Annotated in this window: 14 protein-coding genes; 3 read left to right on the plus strand and 11 right to left on the minus strand. The window is 61.3% G+C overall.

All coding sequences use genetic code 11. From position 1 onward, the window contains the following. The first annotated feature begins 86 nt into the window (after window positions 1–86). Window positions 87–1,289, plus strand: coding sequence for a cytochrome P450 (locus VH564_RS11840; protein WP_423340040.1), 1,203 nt, complete (start codon window positions 87–89; stop codon window positions 1,287–1,289). A 64-nt stretch (window positions 1,290–1,353) separates the two neighbouring features. After that, complete coding sequence (locus VH564_RS11845; protein ID WP_423340041.1) at window positions 1,354–2,463, plus strand: FAD-dependent monooxygenase; 1,110 nt, start codon at window positions 1,354–1,356, stop codon at window positions 2,461–2,463. A gap of 193 nt (window positions 2,464–2,656) precedes the next feature. Here the strand turns inward: VH564_RS11845 and VH564_RS11850 are convergent, their stop codons facing one another. The 11 genes from VH564_RS11850 to VH564_RS11900 form a co-directional block, all read right to left on the minus strand. Then, window positions 2,657–4,972, minus strand: coding sequence for a cellulose synthase (locus tag VH564_RS11850; protein WP_423340042.1), 2,316 nt, complete (start codon window positions 4,970–4,972; stop codon window positions 2,657–2,659). Continuing rightward, window positions 4,969–6,021: a glycosyl hydrolase family 8 gene (locus VH564_RS11855; protein ID WP_423340043.1), complete on the minus strand. Its 1,053-nt coding sequence runs from the start codon at window positions 6,019–6,021 to the stop codon at window positions 4,969–4,971. Before VH564_RS11855 ends, VH564_RS11850 begins: the two co-directional genes overlap by 4 nt. Continuing rightward, the gene (locus tag VH564_RS11860) at window positions 6,018–8,453 is read right to left on the minus strand and encodes a cellulose biosynthesis cyclic di-GMP-binding regulatory protein BcsB (RefSeq protein ID WP_423340044.1); all 2,436 of its coding nucleotides are present in this window, start codon (window positions 8,451–8,453) and stop codon (window positions 6,018–6,020) included. The genes VH564_RS11855 and VH564_RS11860 overlap by 4 nt, the downstream gene beginning before the upstream one ends. Beyond that, window positions 8,450–10,642 (minus strand): UDP-forming cellulose synthase catalytic subunit, encoded by a 2,193-nt coding sequence (gene bcsA / locus VH564_RS11865; protein ID WP_423340045.1) that lies wholly within the window; start codon window positions 10,640–10,642, stop codon window positions 8,450–8,452. The genes VH564_RS11860 and bcsA overlap by 4 nt, the downstream gene beginning before the upstream one ends. A 125-nt stretch (window positions 10,643–10,767) precedes the next feature. Then, a complete protein-coding gene (gene bcsN / locus VH564_RS11870) occupies window positions 10,768–11,667 on the minus strand; it encodes a cellulose biosynthesis protein BcsN (RefSeq protein ID WP_423340046.1) in 900 nt (299 codons plus the stop codon). Between the two features lie 240 nt (window positions 11,668–11,907). Beyond that, window positions 11,908–12,345, minus strand: a complete 438-nt coding sequence (locus tag VH564_RS11875; RefSeq protein ID WP_423340047.1) for a Fur family transcriptional regulator — start codon at window positions 12,343–12,345, stop codon at window positions 11,908–11,910. A gap of 179 nt (window positions 12,346–12,524) precedes the next feature. Beyond that, the gene (locus VH564_RS11880; RefSeq protein ID WP_423340516.1) at window positions 12,525–13,370 is read right to left on the minus strand and encodes a metal ABC transporter substrate-binding protein; all 846 of its coding nucleotides are present in this window, start codon (window positions 13,368–13,370) and stop codon (window positions 12,525–12,527) included. Window positions 13,371–13,445: 75 nt separating this feature from the next. Continuing rightward, window positions 13,446–14,309, minus strand: a complete 864-nt coding sequence (locus tag VH564_RS11885; RefSeq protein ID WP_423340048.1) for a metal ABC transporter permease — start codon at window positions 14,307–14,309, stop codon at window positions 13,446–13,448. Beyond that, window positions 14,306–15,046, minus strand: a complete 741-nt coding sequence (locus VH564_RS11890) for a metal ABC transporter ATP-binding protein (protein ID WP_423340049.1) — start codon at window positions 15,044–15,046, stop codon at window positions 14,306–14,308. The genes VH564_RS11885 and VH564_RS11890 overlap by 4 nt, the downstream gene beginning before the upstream one ends. Before the next feature lie 234 nt (window positions 15,047–15,280). Then, window positions 15,281–15,922, minus strand: a complete 642-nt coding sequence (locus VH564_RS11895) for a DUF1007 family protein (RefSeq protein ID WP_423340050.1) — start codon at window positions 15,920–15,922, stop codon at window positions 15,281–15,283. Window positions 15,923–16,109: 187 nt separating this feature from the next. Then, window positions 16,110–16,598 carry a nucleoside deaminase gene (locus VH564_RS11900; protein ID WP_423340051.1) on the minus strand — a complete coding sequence of 163 codons (489 nt, stop codon included), beginning with the start codon at window positions 16,596–16,598 and terminating at the stop codon, window positions 16,110–16,112. Window positions 16,599–16,715: 117 nt separating this feature from the next. Here VH564_RS11900 and VH564_RS11905 point away from each other — a divergent pair, with 117 nt between their 5' ends. Then, a complete protein-coding gene (locus VH564_RS11905) occupies window positions 16,716–17,645 on the plus strand; it encodes a LysR family transcriptional regulator (RefSeq protein WP_423340052.1) in 930 nt (309 codons plus the stop codon). Window positions 17,646–17,737 lie beyond the last annotated feature (92 nt).

The following is a 17,737-nucleotide window of genomic DNA, read 5'->3' on the forward strand; positions in this document are numbered from 1 at the left end:
GCGGTTGAGCTCTCGTCAGGCAATCGCCAGGCGAGGGGGCCGCACCCCACCTTATCGATCTCGTGGTCCCCATGAAGGATTTTCACATGTTGGATAACATTCGCACTATTCCAGTTGTTTCATCGGCAGACCTGGACGCCGACGTTCACTCCACGTTTGCACGCTATCGCTCGTCCTTTCCTTTTGTGACGCTTGATACAGGCGGTTCCATCGTGCTCCGTCACGACGATGTCGCGCGACTGATGAGCGATTCACGGCTACAGGCAACGGATATTGCGATGCCGGTTCAGGCTGGGATCACCGAGGGTGTCTTGTATGATATCTTCGCCCACGGGATGCTGACGGCCAATGGGGAGGTTCATGCCCGTCGCCGGTCTGCGATCTCCAGAGCACTTGCAAACCAGGTGTTGGACCGGTTTCGGCAGCATCTGAGGCAAGCGGCGACCGCATTGATCGACGCCAGCTATGAGAGCGGCAGGCTGGAACTTGCCTCAGGATATGCAGCCAAGCTCCCCATTCTTGCCTTGGCGGGACTCCTGGAGGTTCCCGACGCGGATCTCCCGGCCTTCCCCCGGGATGTCTACGCCATGAACGCGTTCTTCAGACCGAATCCGAGTGAAGATGCCGTTGCAGATGCCGAAACGGCTGCGCTTCGGGTGCGAAACTATCTTGATGCTCTGCTTGCGAAGGCCGAGGCCAATCAGTCGCAGGGCTTTCTTGCCCAATACCTGCGGTTCGCCGAGGACGACGAACTGAGCAGGTCCGAGGTACTCGTTCAGATCATCCAGTTGATTATCGGCGGAACGGAATCGGTGCGGACGGCGCTGATCGCGCAGACCGTCCAGTTGCTCTCCCATCCCGACCAATGGCGCTCCGTTTGCGCAGACCCGACACTGGTCGCAAACGCTGTCGCCGAAGGCATGCGCCTTGAACCCGGCATCGCCGGCGTCGTGCGGGTCTCCGTTCAAGACATCGAACTCGACGGTTGGACGTTGCCGGCGGGCCAACTCGTCCTGCTGTCGGCCATTTCCGCATTGCGGGATGATCGTGTTTTTGATCGGCCCGACGTCTTCGACATGTTGCGACCGAACCTGAGGCTGACGCGGCTTGCCTTCGGCGGCGGGGCGCACAAGTGCGTGGCCGAGGCGATGGGGCGGGCCGAACTCGAGGAGGGACTACTGATACTGGCTGAACGTCTGCCCGGGCTTGAACTCGAAAATGTACCTGCGTTCCAAGGGCACATGTTTGTCCGCAAGGCCGGCGAATGCTGGGTGCGGTGGGAGCGGTGAGGCGGGTCGCCGAGGCGCTCTGTCCTGAGAGCGCGCAATTGTACCGTGGAAGATAGATCGTAACATGCGCATCCTGATCGTAGGGGCCGGCATCGCCGGTTTGGCTGCCCGGCGGGCCTTGGTCCGCCGTGGCTTCTCCGTCAAGGTTATCGAACGAACCCGGTCCGCAGGCCTTGGCGGCGCGGGGCTGTTCCTGCCTGGAAACGGCGTGCGAGCACTCTGTGACCTTGGGCTACGGGACGGCCTGTTCCTGCTGTCCCACCCCGTCAACGCCCAACGGTTCTATGACGAGAGGGGACGGTTGCTGACGGAAGTCGACACCAATGCGTACTGGCAGGGTGTTGCGCCATGTCGGGCGATCCGGCGATCCGACCTTTGGCAATTGCTCAACGACGGCATGGACCCAAGCGACATCGAGTTCCGACAGATTGTCGGTATCGCAAGCAGCCCCGACGGCTGCCATGTCGCTTTCGCGGACGGAGGCATGGACGCGTTCGACGTCGTGATCGGCGCCGATGGCGTGAACTCACTCGTGCGCGGGTTGGCCTTCAATCCGCCGGTCACTCCCGAATACGTCGGAAATGTCTGCTGGCGCTTCATCGTTCCCAACACATGCTCTGTGGATGAATGGTCCGTCATGCTGGGGGCCGATCGCAGCCTGTTGGCGAAGCCGATTTCAAAGACCGAGCTCTATATCTACGCAGATATCTCTGTCGACCAGGCCGCAGCCCGTGACTATTCCCAGGAGACAGCTTTGTTGCCGCTGTTCGGTGACATGGCCGGCCCGCTCAGGCCGGCTCTCGAACTGTCGTCCGAGGCTTTGGTCCACTTTGGAGAGTTGGTGCGCCTGCAACTGGGATCCTGGTATCAGGATCGGGTGGTGCTGGTGGGAGATGCTGCCCATGCATCTCCCCCGAGCATGGCGCAAGGTGCCTGCCTTGCCGTCGAGGATGCCCTGGTTCTCGCCGAGGAGCTCGCTGCATCGCCCAGCATCGAGCGTGCATTGGGTCGGTACCAGGACAGACAAAAAGTCAGGGCAGACTGGGTTCACCGGCAATGTGCGGCACGTGACAAGATGCGCCGCTTGCCACCGGCCCTCAGAAACATGCTCCTGGGCTTTGCCGGTGGTGCGATCTATCGCAGGTCCTACAGACCTTTAAAAAAGCCGCTGTGAATGCGGCCATCTTACTGCTGAAATCGCATCGCTCGATCCTGAAAGAATTCAGCATGGGAAAGCGCCTGCGTCGGGAAAGCGGCATGCCTATCCTGATCGAATGGCTGCCTGTGGACTGGAGCACGGGGGAACATCAGCACATATCGGCGGCATCAAGCGCGTCGCTGAGCTTGCGATTCTGAAAGGGCGACTGCTAGCCGGGGCTGGGATGGGCCATGGCGTCTCGGGCGTTGGCCAGTGCGTTCAGTGCGTCGCGATCGCCGGTGCTGGCGGCGGCTTCGAAGATTCGTATGGAATCGGAATAGCGCTTCAGGTTCAAATAGGCATAGCCGCGCAGGACCATCAGTCCGATCTGCTCCGGCTGGATCTGCTTTAGCTGATCGAGATAGAGAATGGTTTCGCGGTAGCGCTTTTCGTCGAAGGCAGCGTTGGCGCGTTTGGCGAGGATCGCGGTCTGCAGGCTGAGAGCCCTCTCGCGACTTTGCGGCGCCTTGATGGCCGCCACCGCGGCATTGCCGGCAAGGTTGAGCTGAAGATAGGCAAGACTTTGGCCATAGGCGGCGTCCTGCCGATCCCTTGGTGCCGAACTGACCAGTGCCGCTTCGAAGGCGGCGGCGGCCTCGGCCGGCCTTTTCAGCCCCATCAGGCACCAGCCGCGCGACAGGGCGGCGGAAGGCGACAGCATGGCGGGATCGATGGTCGAGGTGCAGCCGATAGACGCATTGGCTCGGGCACCGCGGACGCGCGTGATAGGAGTCGCTTCTCGTGGCGCGGCGGCCAGATAGCGAGCGTCGCGCACAGGCTCCTGGAGGTCGCGACGCGCGACCTCGGGCGCGCCATTGGTGGCGCTCGTGTCGTTGGCGTCCAATCCAGAGGGCATGGGGACGGCGCGCGATGGTGGCTGTGTCGGATCGGTGTCGCGAAGATCAGCGATTCTTGTGGATCGACCGGCCCATTGATGTTGGATGGCGGCTACGCCGGGCCTGTCGTTCAACTGGGCGCGGGTGATCGCCAATCCATAGGCGGAAGGCTCGTCGTCGGCCTTCCAGGCCAGCGCCGTTTCGAACCATTGCACGGCCGTTTGCGGTTGATGCAGGCCACGTGCATACCAGCCGAATTGCTGCGCGCTGGGCACGTCGCGGGCCTTGACAACGGCGGCGGCGATACGCTGCAGCACGTCCACCTGCAAGATCACGGGTGGCTCGATGGCCAGGAGATTGGCGGCGGCGGCCAGATAGGTGGCGCCGGCCTCCTTCGATGCGTCGCGCCATTTGAACATGATGTCCTCGGCCTGCTGAGGTGCCTGGCGGGCAATCAGCGTCAGCGCCAGCCCTTGCGAGGCGAAGGCCGAATCCTCCTTTGTGCGGGCGGCGGCAAACCACTTCTCCGCCGCCGCCAGATCCTTATGACCGTAGTTGTACCAACCCAGCAGCAACGCGTCGGAGGCCAACCCTTTCGTTTCGGTGAGGCGCTCGAGGTGGGCAAGATAGTCCGGTGCGATCGCCAGCTTCGGGTCGGCATTGGCTTCGGCCACGAAGCGGCGGCTTAGTTCGTCGCGGATACTCTCGAACTCGCGCGTCCCGTCGGGCATCGGTTTTTCCTGCGAGAGCAGGTCCTGCATGACGCCATAGGGCAGCAGCGCCGATGCCTTCTGGATCGTCGCCAGCCGCTCGGCTGGATTGTCGCAATTTTTCATCACATACATGTAGGCGTCGCCGGCGCGCTGAAGGCGGCCGGTATTGCCGAAGGCATCGGCCACTCGCCATAGCACGTCGACCTCGCTGCAGGTGAGCAGGCTTGGCGTTTCAGCAGCGACGTTAACGACGGTCTCATACTGCTTCAGGTCGGAGGCGTTTATCAATCGTGTCCGGGCTTCCGCCACGGCGAGGCGGTCGTTCAGGTCGGCAGGTGGCTGCCAGCCCGGCTCGGCGGCTTGACGTGCTGTAATGGCCTTACGCACCTCGGCGTAGCGCGCTTCGGAATAAAGCTGCCACATCGATTCCAGCTGCTTGTCCTGGTTCTGCGGCACGGCCAGCGGATCGCCCGGCGGCGTCCAAGTGGGATAGAGCGCCCGCAATCTGGAGATTTCCACCTGCAGCCGCGCCTTGTCGCCGCGACTGGCGAAATAGCGCAGGGCGCTCTCGTCGACGGAGGACTGCTGGGACGAGGCCGCTTGCTGGGGTGGCGCAGCTTGAGCGACGACGGCGGGCTCGGCTGAGGGCTTGGCCGGCGGCTCGTCAGCGACTTCGGCCGCAGAAGCCGTGCCGACCGGCGCGGTGGCGTCGCTCAGCAGGAGCGGTTGCTGCTGCGGCGCGCTTGCTTGCCGGTCGAAGGGATGAAAGTCCGGCCCGCTGATCCGACCCATGCGCATGAGTTGCGGTATTTCCTTCGGCGCATCCACGCCGAGGAGATTGCTGGCTCTCTCGGAGATGACAGCGCGGTCTTTGAGGGCGACTAGGCTCACCATCATGATGATCGTAGTCGAGAGGACGACAAATGACCGTCTCATAGGCACTCCGGATGCTTTTCCGTAACATAGGCAAGCCCCAGAAGGTGGAGCGTGGAGGGGAAATACAGCGTCGGAGCAAATGATTTGGCCGTCGCCGGAAGGACCGATCCATCCAGTATACAGGCCATAATATGGTTAATAATCCGATAACCGGGGTCGTCGAGCGTCGCCTTGACGCTGTTGCTGGAGAGGTCGTAGAGGCGGATCGAGCTGCTAGCATCGGCCATTCCGGCGTGCAATCTCGCCAGCAGCGCCTTGTCATCCACGCCACCGCGCATCAGGTAGAGCGGAATGCGCAGCGAATTGTAGCCAAACTCGAAGGGAAGGCCGTCGGCGAGTTTGGGTTGGCGCCGCAGGCTGACCCAGTCGGCCGGAAGTTTCTGCGGACCAAACTGTATTTGTGATATCAGCCTGTGGCCGTCATCGAACAGCTCCTGCCATTTCGTCGATGGCACCAGCGCGTTCATGACGGGGAAGGCTTCGAATACCCAATAGGACGGATTGATCACCGGCCCATCCGAACGATCGGCCGCCGCGAAACCCGACACGCCGGGCAGGAGTAGGGTTCGCCCTCCACTCCGCACGATTGCCTTGTCGAGCAGGGCACCGGCAATCTTGGCTGCCGCCTCGGTATAATCGGATCTGCTCCAGTCCTTTCCGGCCTGGGCGAGCGCATAGGCGATCAGCAGATCTCCGTCGGTCGCATCGTTGATATCGGTTACATGCGGCGTTGCGCCGGGGTTCCAGCTCCAGGCGGCCAGGCCGTCATCCCGGATCAGCAGTTCGGTGCGGGTAAAATACCAAATCTGCTCGAAATCGGCCGCGTTTCCAGCGAGATAGGCAAGCAGCAGGCCGTAGCCCTGACCCTCGCTATGGCTGATTCCCCCATTGCCGTCGTCGATGATCCGCCCGCCAGGACCGAGAAACTTGGCCTTGTAGGCTAGCCAATCGGTCGGCTTTACCATCGCCTGCTGCGCTTCCGCCGTTATCCCGCCGAAGAACAGGCACACCAGTCCGGCTGCCGCTGCCAGGATCCGCCGCCGGCTCATGAACGCCGTCCAAGGTTGGACAGGAGCGCGGCTGTTGCAAGCCCCATCAACACGGTGAAGGCGGCAAACAGCAGGGCATAGGAGAGAATGTTGGTCGACAGCCAGTTTGCGGCGATCAGCCTGTAGTTGGAAAGCGAGAAATCCTGCGTCGAGACGAAGTCGAAGCGCGCCACGGGCACCGTTTCTATCTTGTTGGTCGCCGCGGTATAGGTGGTGATGCGGCCGGCCAGTTCGGGCCAATTCTGCTGCATGGCAAGCGCTGTCAGGCCCATGCGCAGATCGCCCGAACTCGGTGCCGTGACGATCGTCCAGGTGCCCGAACCGGAGGGATTGGCCCCTTGGGCAACCATCAGGGTTGCGGTGTTGTTGGGGGTGAATGTCGCCTCGGCAGCAGGCGCGAAACGAAGCGAGCTGAAGGAAATGTCGAAATTCCGCCGCATCCATTCCTCGAAGAAAGAAATCTGCCCTGTCCAGCTTCCGCCGCGAACCATCGAGCGCCACTGTTCGAAGGTGGCCCCCGTGTCGACCTCGGCTATCTTGCCTGCGGTAGCGGGTTGCCATGTGAGCTGGCTCGCTGTCGCGATGTTCAACTGAGTGAGGGCTGTCGGCGGAATTTGGGAGATCGCGCCGATGAACACGGCGTTGCTGTCGCCGATCCCGGCCGGCGATGTGACGATTTCGATAGGAACTGGCCGGCCGGCGGTCAAAGCAACCCGTCCAAGGAACGTCGCGGATGCCGAGAGCGTATCGGCATCGATGCGATCGAGGTACAGCGGCAGGGCGGTGTCGATCAGGCCGTAGGGAAAGCCTGTGCCGCTGGTCGCCGCGAGATTGGGCCGTTGGCCAACCCGGGCAAAATTCGGCAGGTGGAATTCAGAGGTATCGAACAGGGCAAAGCGGGGCTCCGTCGAGGCGGTCGAGCCCGGCGCACAGACGGCATCAGCGCTAGTGGTCACGGCGGCCTCCAGCGCAATCTCGTTGATGCCCGGCTTGAAATGTCGCAACGTCACGCGAATTGGCAGATGGCGAAAAATCCCGCCGCCCTTGTTGGTAATCGGCACGGTCGATGCCACGCTGCCGTTGACATAGACGTCGAGATGGCTGCCCGGCAGGACATCAGGCGCATAGGCGGCATCGAGCAGGATGGTCGCTTCGCCATAGGCATTGGCGTAGAAATCCGCAGGTACGGCGACCGTGAAATCCGTCCGGAACCGTCGCCCTGAAAATTGTGTGGTGGTCACGCCGAGTTGCGACAAAGGCACTGTCGTGTCGTTGAATATCAACGGCGCGTTGGGCGCCCTCCACCTCTGCGTGAGGATCGCGTCGCGGCGATTGTCGACGGCCCGATCGGTCGAATTTACCAGGCTGTCGATTGCCGTGCCGATCGCCTGCCAGGAAGGGCCGGCGACCAACAGAACGGGGCCGCCGCCGCGCGGATCGGTGACAAAGGTTGCCAGCGGCGCCAGTTGCGCTGCCGAGGGTAGCGAAGGAAACAGCGGCTGCAATTCGCCGGCCGTGCCAACCAGAACCGTCAATTTGCCCGGCGCCGCCACAGGAAGGCCCGAGGTCTGGAACATGAAGGACTGGTTCGGCATGCCGCTGAGAACAGATAGCCCCTGCGCCAGGCGCATGAGCGGCTTGGCGGTGCCGGGCTGGGCCAGCGCCGGAACGACGAAGTCGAACTCGGTCGCCCCCTTGTCGTCGACGCCGATTGCGCGCACGCCGTCGGAGCCCACAAAACGCGTGGCGTCACTGTTGCTGAAGCTCAAATAGGTGCGGCTAGGGTCGATATCGGTCCAGAGTTCGTAGGTGGATGCGATGCTGCAATCGGTGCGATGGCGCTGTTCGGCCTCGAAAGTCACGAGGTTGGAGCCGGCCTGCAAGAGACCCGCAGGTATATCGAAATTCAACTCTTCCGCTTGTTCGGCCGAGCGGATCTGCGTCGATCCGACCACGCGGTTGTTGATCAGGATCGAAAGCTTCGAGGCTTCGGGCGCCACAACCACGGCGTTTTGATAGGCGAGGTTCAGCTTGGCCGGCGCTGCAGCCTGGGCCGGCGTCAGATAGATCGACCATGACCGTTTGTCGAGCTCGCCATCCAGTCCGAAATCCGCTGCCGGGACAATGAAGCGTCTGTTTTCGGCCTGTTTACCCTGAATTGCGGCGGCACTTTTTGGAAGGATCGGTCCGCCAGGCGGTGTCACTGTCGTTGCCGGTGCTGGCGCCGATGGTACCGGCTGTGGCGGTGGGGCCACCGGTTGTGCAGGAGCGGGAGCAGGCGGCGGCGACGGCTGCGCCGGAGGCCGTGTGGGCGATACGTCCTTTGGCCGCTCGGGCGACATGTCGAATGGTGAACTCGACTGCGCCGCCGCCAGGGAGGCAAATGTCCATGTGGCAAGGGCGGCGACGGCCGCAATGCGAACCGGCTTCATTGAATGCCTGCCTTTGCTGGCTGCAACGGCTTCTGTCCCTTGTGGGTGATGCTGCGGGAGAAATACACCAGCCCGCGACTGGTCTGATAAGCCGCAACACTGAGGAACCAGATCGTTCCGCGGATCAGCCCGGGGTTGCGACGCCTGGAAAGCTGGAATTGCGTCCACTGATCAGAGTTCGCAAAGATCAGATCGGCGATCAGTCGATGATCGAGGGCACTTTGCGGATTATAGAGGCAGCCGATCGCGGTGATCTCGCCGCTCGGCTGGGTGTTGCGTACCGTGACTTCCAGCGCCGCCTCCTCGGCGCCGCTATAGGGCGTGAAGCGGATCGTCGCCCTGCTGTCGACCCCAATGGGATCAAACGTCTTGCTGAACACGTGCAGCCGGGCGCCATGAACGGAGACGTCCTCGATCGATGCGGGATACCAGCGGTCCTCGAAGCCGAATTCACAACGCCGGTTGACGCGCACCCGCCGCGAGGATGATCGCTCGCCGCGCTCGGACACCACGCCCAGCGCGCAGCCCGCCATGATCAGGTTGAGCAGCGTCCACCCGGCAACTACCAAGGTTACGTCCGCCTTATAGGGCTCCGCGTAGAGACGGTAGATCGCCATGCCGAAGGCAACGAGGAGCACGCCGAAGATGACGAAGAAAGGTCGACTGATTTCCGAAAGGCGCGCAACGGCAATCGACTCGTCCTTGGCGGTGACCTTGAACGTCGGCTTGCGTGGATTGAGGATGACCGAGATGACGGCAGGCAGCAGATGCACGGTCTGGACATATTCGTAGAGCTCGGAGATCCATGGCCAGCGGAATGAGCCATAGAGATAGTTCTGCATCATCATGTTCACGACCATATAGGCCAGCGAATAGGCGAGAAACTCGCCGCCCGACGAGGTGAAGATCTCGAGGTTGAAGAACAGGTAGAAAAGCGGCGCGAACAGAAACATCGTCCGCGGGAAGGGGAACAGCCAGAACAGCGTCGACGACATGTAGCAAAGCCGTTGCGGCAGGGAGAGGCCGCGCTTGAACAGCGGGAAGCGGAACCGCAGGATCTGCATCATCCCTTGCGCCCAGCGGCTGCGCTGGCCGATGAAGCTGGCGAAGGTGGCCGGTTGCAGGCCGGCGATCAGCGGCTTGTCGACATAGATGCTGTTCCAGCCGCGCGAATGCAGTTCGATCGCCGTTTCGCAATCCTCGGTGATGCTGACGCCGCTGAAGCCTTTGGTTTCCTCCAGCGCCTTTCGCCGGAGAACAGCGGCGGAGCCGCAGAAGAACGAGGCGTTCCACTTGTCGAGGCCGCGCTGGATGATGCCGTAGAACATCTCGTTCTCGCTCGGCATATGGTCGAAGGTCTGCAGGTTACGCTCGATCGGATCCGGATTGAGAAAGAAATGCGGCGTCTGGCAGAGAAAGAGCCGCGGATCGTCGTCGAAATAACCGACGGTTTCCTGAAGAAAGTCGCGGGCCGGGGCATGGTCGGCATCGAAGACAGCGAGGAGTTCGCCGGTTGAATGCTTCATGCCATTGTTGAGATTACCAGCCTTGGCGTGCTCGTTGCGATCGCGCGTCATGTAGCGAACGTCCAGCTGCGCGCACAGCTCCTGCAACTGGACGTGACGCAGGTTGGCGGCCTGGGCATCGAGGATATTGTTGGCATTGCGCTTCTGCAGTGTGCTGCCGTCGTCCAGCAGCCAGACGGTTACCTTGTCGGCGGGATAGTCCATCGCCTTGGCGGCCGCCAACGTGTTGCCCAGAAGCCCGGCATCCTCGTTGTAGGTCGGCACGAAGACATCGACATGCGGAAACCGGTTATTGGTGGCTGCCCGCGAAGGGCGTGGCGGCAGCGGCATGGCGACGACGAACAGGCTGAGCGCGCCCATCATGACGCTGTACATTTCCGCGAGGTAGACGAGGAAGCCGGGAATGAAGTTCTCCGGCTGGTTGATCGGCGGCAGCGTGCTTGTCGTCCGCCAGAAGACGTAGCGCAGGATGATCGAGCTGCCGAAGGCGAGCGCCACCAGGCGCCATTTACCTTCGCCCTTGAAGAGCTTGATCAGCCCCATGATCACAACCACGGTGACGCTGACGATCAACTGGGTCTGGAGGTTGATTGGCAATGTGATGAGGGTCAGCACGCATACCGCGACGATCATCCAGATCAAAATACTGGCGGTTTTGCGCATCTTCATTCCTGTGCTTCGGTTCAACCTAGCGGACGACGCGATCATGGCGTCGTCTGCAAAGTGACATCCTGTAGTTTATAAATGATTGATTCAGCATTCGCTCATGCGAATAAGAAACCCTGGCCCTAGTTTGGCACGGGGACGACGATTGTCGACGTGGTGGCCTGGCCGTTTTGTCCGATCGAGGTCGGAGAAGGCACGACAGGGCCGATCGGCTTCGGCAAGCTGGCCGGTTGGGGTGCAGCCGGCCGAGGCGTCCGTGCCACTGCAGGGCCGCGGGTCTGCGACGCCGGTGCTGCGGCCGGGATCTGGTAGGCGGGTGGGAGCTGACCGGGGCTATTGGGACCAATGACGGGATAGATCGGATTACCCGTGCGACCGAGTGATGGGTCCACCGGCGGGGCGCTATCATACGGGTTCCAGCCGGGAGCCGGGAAGGTGCCGGTGATGGTATAGCCATACATGACACGCAGCAATTGCTCCGGGGTCGCACGACTGTCGCACAGCCGCAAGCGCACCTGCACGGTCCCACGATTGAGGAAGGCGCTGCGGGCATTGTCGCTGGAACGGATCTGCTGCCACGCATAGAGGCAAGTGTCGCCCTGGGCGCTCTTGCCCGTCGCGTAGCCGAAGGGCCCGTAATTGTTCTGGACGTAGATACCCGACCGGACCATGGCGACGCCAGGAAGCGCTCGCCGCATGTCGCTATTGACCGCGGAATCCCGCACCGAGGCGTAGCCGAGATCCTTGCGATTGTCGTAGTCGAGCCCGACCGGCCCGAAGAACGTTACCTGCAGTTCGTTCTGGCCGGGCGTGGCTGCCGATGTGAACAGATATATGTCCTGCTGGACGGCGTTGTTAAAGGAATGCTGTACGACATTGACGATGGAAGGACCGCCGGGTGGCGGAAGCGCAAAGGCCTTGTCGCTGGTCACCGTTTCCGCCGCGCCGGGCAGGCGGATACCATCCCGCGACGCGCAGCCCGCGAGGGATGCTGCCGCAGTCAGCAGGAGCGCCGCAGTCATGCACCTTGCGACGCTCAACGACTGGCCATGCCGAATCAGGGAGTTCAAGATCATGTGCAATGAACTAGCCAATTATGCTGCATAAGCAACAGGAACCTGCATCCGGGCCGCTCAACGAGGCGTGACGGAAATGCCTCGGATCAACTGAGACAGATGGAGTAGGATCAGCTTGGCTGGGTCCTATTCGGTCCGGGGAGACGGCAGCCGGCATCTGAGACGCCGGCAACAAAGTCTCCTCGATCAGTGAGTCTCTGTCATCACCGCAGAGGCTGGGGTTGCCGATGTCCTGCATTTGGTGCAGAGGCCACGGATCTCGATCGTTGTCTTCTCCGACTTGAAGTCGCTTTTCTGCTGCCAGAGTGCGAGCCGCTCGCTGATAATGTCGTCGTGGAATTCATCGACCTTGCCGCAGGTCTCGCAGATGGCAAAAACGGTCACGCCGCCGCTGTGACTGTGACCCGCATGGCTGCAGGCAACAAAGGCGTTGATGCTCTCAAGTCGATGCACCTTGCCAAAGGCGAGCAACTTATCGAGCGCGCGATAGACCTGCAGCGGCGCCCTGAAGCCTTCGTCCCGCAGTCGCTCCAGGATGGTATAGGCGCTCACCGGCTCGTGCGACTTTTCAAGAACGCCGAGCACCAGGGTCTGATTTTTCGTGAGCTTTTCCGGTAAGGTCAATGCCGATCGCCAAGGTTATCTATGTCGGGTGCCGGCGAACCGGCATCTCATCCATATCATGAAAGTGCGTCTCTTGAACAAAATGAGGTTGCACGACCCGGAAATCAATCCCGGACCGCGCCGGCGAGGCAAACCTATGGCCGATAGCGCGTTTCTTTGCGCGCTATCGCCGTTCCGTCCTATCTCTCCATCGCCTTGTCAACTTGATTAACGTTATAACGGAACATCTTGACGTAAGTCGAAGCCGGGCCGTTCTTGTCGGACAAGGCTTCTACGTAAAGCTCGCCGCCGGGCTTTGCCCTGGTCGCGGCTGCAACCTGCTTGACGAGCTTGGGATCGTTGGAGTTTTCGAAGAAGTAAATCTTCACGTCCTCGGCCTTGATCTGGTCGATCAGTTTCGCAACGTCTGCTGCCGAGGCTTCGGTCTCGGTCGAAAAGCCAACCGGTGCCAGGAACTTCACCTTGTACTCCCGGCCGAAATAGCCGAACGCGTCATGGCTGGTGAGGATCTTGCGCTTGGCATCCGGGATCGGATCGAGCTTCGAATGGGCGTAGGCGTCGAGTTCCTTCAACTGCTTGCGATAGGCATCGGCATTCTGCTTGAAGGTCGCGGCATCCTCGGGATCGGCGGCGGAAAGCGCCTTCTCGATGTTGTCGACCCAGACCATGACATTGACCGGGCTGTTCCAGACATGCGGATCGGTGACCGTCTTGCCGTCTTCTTCCATCGTCCGGGTGTTGATGCCTTCGGAGACGGCAACAGGCGTACCCTTGTAGCCGGACGCCGTGATCAGCCGGTCCATCCATCCTTCGAGGCCGTCGCCGCTGACGAAGACGACGTCGGCTGCCTTCAGGTTCCGCGCGTCGTCTGGCGAGGGTTCGAATTCATGAGGGTCGCCGTTCGGCCCGACCAGCGACTTGACCTCGACATTCTTGCCGCCGACCTCATGAACGACGTCGGCGAGAACAGTGAAGCTGGCAACGACCTCCAGGGTCTTTGCCGAAGCCGTGGATGTCATGGCCATCAGCGATACGAGCGCTGTGCCCGCGTAAACGATGTTGCGAAGGTTTCTCACGCTTTTACTCCTGTGTTTGCATCGTCAGATGCGGCTGGGAAACAGGCGCCGGAAGGCGCCGGAGGGGGAAAAAAGCAGCGACAGGCAGTAGAGGGCGGCGGCGACCAGAATGATCGTCGGACCCGACGCCAGGCCGAAGTGAAAGGAAACGATCAGCCCGACCAGTCCGGAAAATGCCGCGACGGCGGCGGAAATTGCCATCATGACCGGCAGCGTCCGGGCCCAGAGTTGCGCGATCGATGCCGGCAGCATCATCAGCCCGACAGCCATCAACGTGCCCAGTGCCTGGAAGCCGGCAACGAGGTTGAGGACCACCAGGAAGAGGAACAGCACGTGATAGAACGAGCCGTGGCCCCGGACGGAACGCAGGAAGCCGGGATCGAAGCACTCCGCCACCAGCGGCCGATAGACGGTTGCCAGCACCAGAGCGGTGAACGAGGCAATACCGCCGACAAAATAGAGCGCCGTCGGGTCGATCGCCAGAATGGTGCCGAACAGCACATGCAGCAGATCGATGTTCGAGCCACGCAGGGAAACGATCAGTACGCCGAGCGCCAGCGACGCAAGGTAGAAGCTCGCAAAGCTGGCATCCTCCTTCAGCACGGTCGTCCGGCTTACCAAACCCGACAATAGCGCGACGACCAGTCCGGCGATGATGCCGCCGAGGCCCATGGCCGGCAGGGACAGACCGCCGGCAATCAGAAAGCCGATCGCGGCACCCGGGAGGACTGCATGGCTCATGGCGTCGCCGACGAGGCTCATCCGCCTGAGCATCAGAAGCACGCCGACAGGCCCCGAACCGAGCCCGAGGGCAACGCAGGCAACCAGGGCGCGGCGCATGAAACCGTATTCGACGAAGGGATGGACAAGCGTATCGTAAAGCATCATCCGGCCAGCCGCTCCGGTTGCTCGCTGGCGGCGTTTTCCGCCATGGCACGGGCTTTCTGCAGGTTGCTTGTGGTCATGGTCGTTTCGGTCGGTCCCCAACTGATCGTTTCGCGGGCCATCAGCAATGTCCGTGGGAAATGGCTCCGGACCTGCTCGAAATCGTGCAACACTGCGATAATCGTCCTGCCATCGTCGTTCCACCGGTGGATGATCGCCAGAAGATCGCGCGTGGTGGCAGCGTCTATGGCTGTGAACGGCTCGTCGAGCACGATGACCTTGGCATCCTGCAGCAGCAATCGGGCAAACAGCACCCGCTGAAACTGGCCGGCCGAAAGCGAGCCGATATGCCGGCGCTCGAACCCGCCAAGACCGACAGCCTCGAGTGCCGACTGGCCACGCTCCGCCGCCTCCTGAGAGATGCCCCGGAACGCGCCGCTGCGGTTCCACGCCCCAAGCATGACGGTATCGGCAACGCTCAGCGGGAAATGTCGGTCTATCTCTGCTGCTTGCGGCAGATAGCCGAAGTCTTTGGGCTGCAACGCGTCGATGTGGATGGCGCCGGATTGCAGCTTGAGGTCGCCCATCAAGGCTTTCAGCAGGGTCGATTTGCCTGCGCCATTCGGACCGGCTATGGCCGTCAGGCTGCCGGCCTCGAAGCTGCCGGAGATATCCTTGACGGCCAGATTCCGGGAATAGGCGATGGAGACGTTTTCGAGCCGGATGCGCGGTTCCATCATGGCAGGTTCACCGCCCAGGCTATAGCCAGCCACAAAAGCGCGAGCAGCAGGCACATGGCGGCCAGCCGAGCTGCAAAGGAGCGCCCCATCAGAGAGCGATGGAAGGGATTGAGGTCTGGTGACATGTCTAAACTCATCAGGTTATGGCGATGTGTTATAACATATCATTTTTGTTGTCGACTCGAATTTTGACCATCTTCGCGTTTCGCCGGTAGCTATAACTAAGGCCCACGTTCAGCACTTCATTTCCAGCCTGGTCGCAACCAGCTGGGAAAAATTGGTACCCATTGGGTCGTTAAAGAACAGGCTGGTCAAAGTCGCCTGGTTTTGTGCGATGATTTCGTCGGGGTTCGGCCGCACGACCTTGCGGCTGCAATGGGCAAAGCCGGAGCCCGAGACGGCCATATCGGCGTCAGTCGCGAAATCGACCGCCGTGTAAAGGGAGGGATCGTAGATGCCGAAGATCGCCGTGCCTGTCAGCATGGTCTTCTTTAGGGGCTTCAATGAGAAGCTGAGGATGAGCGCGCCGTCTTTGTAGTCGGCCTGGATGACCTCGGGCTTTGCCATCGGCACGGCTTTGCCGTTCACCGTGACGTTGGTGTAGTATTTATATTGCTCGAGCGACGTTCGCACCGTTTTGCCGACCGCAAGCAATTCGCTTTTGTCGAGCGTGTTGTTGCCGTTCTTGTCGAAATCGAGCAGCACGGATGACGAGAAGACATCATCGAATGTCCAGACATTGCGGAGTTCCGCAAGGCTGCCGTCGGCCGCCGAGACGGCTTCGAACTTGGCGTCGATGAAGATATGAGGATGTGCGTAGGCCTCTGCAGGCAGTGATGCCGCCAACGCGACGATCAATATCCTCAGTCGGCCCACCGCATCTCTCCAGGCTTGCAATTCGACGATAGACCCCGCCCGACTGTCATAAAGGACCATGGGCGGGCGTTCATCGCTTCAACACCGCAAAGGTGGCGAGAAGGAGACGCATCGTCGGACGACGACTTAACGAACTACCGCGCTTGCTGCGCAACGTCGAGAGGCGCGAGAGGACCTGCGCCTGAGGTTACCACACGCCGTCGTGCAGTGCCGCAGCTTCTTCGCAAAGGATGGGCCCCACAACTTCCATTTTCCGCTGGCCGGCGTCGAAGACGGCGCGACAGGGCAGATCGAGTGTCGGGTTCTCAGGATGGTTGCCGGTGATATCCTTCAACTGGCTCTCGCTCAGGCCATAAACCACGCGCCCGACGCCCGCCCAATAGGCTGCACCGGAGCACATGGCGCAGGGTTCTGCCGAGGTATACATCGTGCAATTGGCGAGGAAGTCGGGGCGATAGGCCTGCGACGCCCGGGTCATCAGTACGCGTTCGGCATGGCCGGTCATGTCGCGCGTCGGATTGTAGGCGTTTTCCTGCTCCATCAGCACCGCGCCGTCCGGCCCGGCAAGGATCGCTCCGAAAGGATGATTTCCGTTGCTGCGGGCGCGGCTTGCGACCGTGAACGCGTGCCGCAGCAGGCGCTCGTCATTCGCCGCCCAAAAGCTTGTGTCTGTCATGCGATAGGATCCTTGAAGAATAATCGGATTACCTTCGAGGAATGTCAGATGGCTGACAAGAGCCCATTTTCGATGCTATCGTTCGAATAAACGCAACACTGTTGAGGTGGCATCCGCATGCAGCTTATTTCCCACGCCGCCCTCCTGCTGGACGCCGTGGCGCGGGCCGGATCTTTTCGCGGGGCCGCCGAGCGCCTCAATCTTTCCGCCTCTGCCATCAACCGGCAGATACTCAAACTCGAGGAGGAGATCGGTCTACCACTGTTCGAGCGCCTCCCGCGCGGCATCCGTCCGACGGCCGCCGGCGAGCGCTTGCTGGCGGACATTCGCCGCTGGCGACGCGAGCAGGAGAGGGCGGAAGGTCAGCTGCGCGACCTGAAGGGGCAGCGGCGTGGCTCGATCACGCTGGGAGCCATGGAGTGCTTCGGCAACACGCTGCTGCCCGATGTCATCAAGAAGCTGCACAGCGTCAATCCCCTGATCGAGGTCAGCGTGCTCATCGGCGGCACGGATGAACTGCTGCGCAAGCTCAATCTCAAGGAAATCGATTTTGCCCTGCTGTTCAATCCGCCCCACCGGGTCGCTATGGACGCCATTCGTCTCCTGAAGGCACGGCCGGGCCTGATCATGGCGGCAAACCATCCGCTGGCGCTATCAAAAAGCCTGAGGCTTGCGGATTGCCTGCAATATGGCTTCATCCTGCCGGACCCGTCGCTGGGTATACGCGAGTTCATCGACAAGGCTTTCGTCGAGCTGGGCGTAGAGTTCTCCGGCATGGTCAGTACCAATTCGATCGCCCTGATCAAATCGATGGTTAAGCTTGGGCAGTCCATGGCCGTGCTCAGCGTCTTCGACGTCTATGGCGAACTGGTAAGGGGCGAACTGGCTTTCGCAACCATAGAGGACCGAAACATCGAGGACGAGATTCTCGCAATCTGTGCACCCGCCAACCGCAACCAGTCGGCAGCGGCGCAGATGATGATCGATCTGGTCGACGAGAGCCTGCGTTTCATCGGCCAGCCGCACGCCGGCGATGTGCAACGATAACTGTTGCGTTTTCTCGGACGGTGCATGCGCAAATCAATTCTTGTTCGTCCGCCGCTGCAGTGAAATCTTCAAATGACATAGAGTATCCTGTA

Source organism: Rhizobium sp. HT1-10 (assembly GCF_049472505.1).
Taxonomy (GTDB): Bacteria; Pseudomonadota; Alphaproteobacteria; order Rhizobiales; family Rhizobiaceae; genus Rhizobium.